The 1,775-nt window shown below is 72.2% G+C and carries 2 protein-coding genes; both read left to right on the forward strand.

Annotation, left to right across the window (positions count from 1 at the left end; all coding sequences use genetic code 11):
• The first annotated feature begins 130 nt into the window (after positions 1-130).
• Complete coding sequence (locus L288_RS29010; RefSeq protein WP_021237686.1) at positions 131-1,465, forward strand: DNA-packaging protein; 1,335 nt, start codon at positions 131-133, stop codon at positions 1,463-1,465.
• A 59-nt stretch (positions 1,466-1,524) separates the two neighbouring features.
• A partial coding sequence (locus tag L288_RS29015; RefSeq protein WP_021237687.1) for a hypothetical protein occupies positions 1,525-1,775 on the forward strand: 251 nt, incomplete at its 3' end.

The following is a 1,775-nucleotide window of genomic DNA, read 5'->3' on the forward strand; positions in this document are numbered from 1 at the left end:
CGGTTCGAGACCGGCGCTGCCTGCCGGACGCGTCAGCATCGGCGGCGGGGGCGGGCGGCCATATAGATCAACTTTGAAGTGAATCACTTCCATCCGTCGCCGCATCGTGGCGGGCGGGAAAGGCGGAGCTATGGGTGGGACTTCGGATTTCGAACGGCTGGCCTTGCTGTCCCCGGAAACGCGGGAGCGGATACTGGCCGGGCTGGACGATGCGGCGGCGCAGGCGCTGGCGCATGACTGGAGCTGGGCCGCGCGGCCGGAGCAGCTTGCGCCGGAGGGGGCGTGGCGGATCTGGCTGATGATGGCGGGGCGCGGCTTTGGCAAGACGCGCGCGGGTGCCGAATGGGTGCGCGCCATAGCGGAAGGGGACGGCGGCGCGCGGATCGCGCTGGTCGGGGCGACGCTGGGCGAGGCGCGGTCGGTGATGGTGGAGGGGCCTTCGGGATTGCTGGCGATCGCGCCCTGGTGGAACCGGCCTGCCTTTTCGCCGGCGCTGCGGCGGCTGATCTGGCCCAATGGGGCGATGGCGATCCTGTTCGGCGCGGCCGACCCGGAAACGCTACGCGGTCCGCAGTTCAGCCATGGCTGGGCGGACGAGATCGCCAAATGGGCGGGCGGGGAAGCGGCGTGGGACAATCTGATGATGGGGATGCGGCTGGGCCGCGCGCCGCGCGTGCTGGCGACGACGACTCCGCGCCCGGTGCCGCTGGTCCGCAGGCTGGTGGCGCTGGATGGGGCGGACGTGGCCGTGACGCGGGGGCGGACGGCGGACAATGGCGCGAACCTGGCCGAAGGCTTCATCGCGGCGATGGAGCGCAGCTATGGCGACACGCGGCTGGGGCGGCAGGAACTGGAAGGCGAGCTGATCGAGGATGTCGAAGGCGCGCTGTGGAACCGCGCCTTGCTGGAGCGGTGCCGGGCGCGGCATGTGCCTGCCGGAGAGGATGGCGCGGGTCCGCTGGCGCGCGTGGTGGTGGCGGTCGACCCGCCCGCTTCGGCGACGGGCGACGCTTGCGGGATCGTGGTTGCCGGGCTGGGGCAGGACGGGCGCGCCTATGTGATCGCTGACGCGAGCGTGGAGAAGGCGACGCCGGAAGGCTGGGCCCGCGCGGTGGCGGCGGCTGCGGTAGCGCATGGGGCCGACCGCGTGGTGGCGGAGGCCAATAATGGCGGGGCGATGGTGGAAAGCGTGCTGCGCGCGGCGGAGGCGGCGCTGCCGGTGCGGCTGGTCCATGCCAGCCGGGGCAAGGCGGCGCGGGCGGAACCCGTGGCGGCGCTGTATGAAGCGGGGCGCGTGCTGCATCTGGGCGCCTTCTGGCAATTGGAAGACCAGATGTGCGGGCTGGTGGCGGGGGGCGGCTATGTGGGTCCGGGGCGGTCGCCCGACCGCGCGGACGCGCTGGTGTGGGCGCTGACCGAACTGATGCTGGGACGGCGCGGGGATGCGCGCGTGCGCAGCGTGTGAGGAACCCCGGCGCAGGGGCGGCGTATTAGCGCAAGTCAATTTCGGAAGGAGTATCGGTCATGAAGCTGGCCAAAATCATGATGATAGCCGCTGGCGTAACGGTCGCCGCCTCGCCGGTCATGGCAGCGTCGCTGAGCAGCAAGGAGCGCGCGCGGGTGGCGAGGGCCGCGCCGCGCGACCGCGACGATGTGCGCTATTGCCTGTTGCAGGCGAAGAAGGGCCGGGATCGCGGGACGGTGATCGGCGCTGCGGGCGGCGCTGGCGTGGGCGCTCTGGCGGGCGGAAATCTGGGCGAGTCCCTGCTGGCGGG

It is taken from the genome of Sphingobium quisquiliarum P25 (assembly GCF_000445065.1).
Classification (GTDB): domain Bacteria; phylum Pseudomonadota; class Alphaproteobacteria; order Sphingomonadales; family Sphingomonadaceae; genus Sphingobium; species Sphingobium quisquiliarum.

Excerpts from the sequence above, each read along its gene's own strand:
- L288_RS29010 (WP_021237686.1), top strand. The coding sequence starts at position 131 with ATGGGTGGGACTTCGGATTTCGAACGGCTGGCCTTGCTGTCCCCGGAA.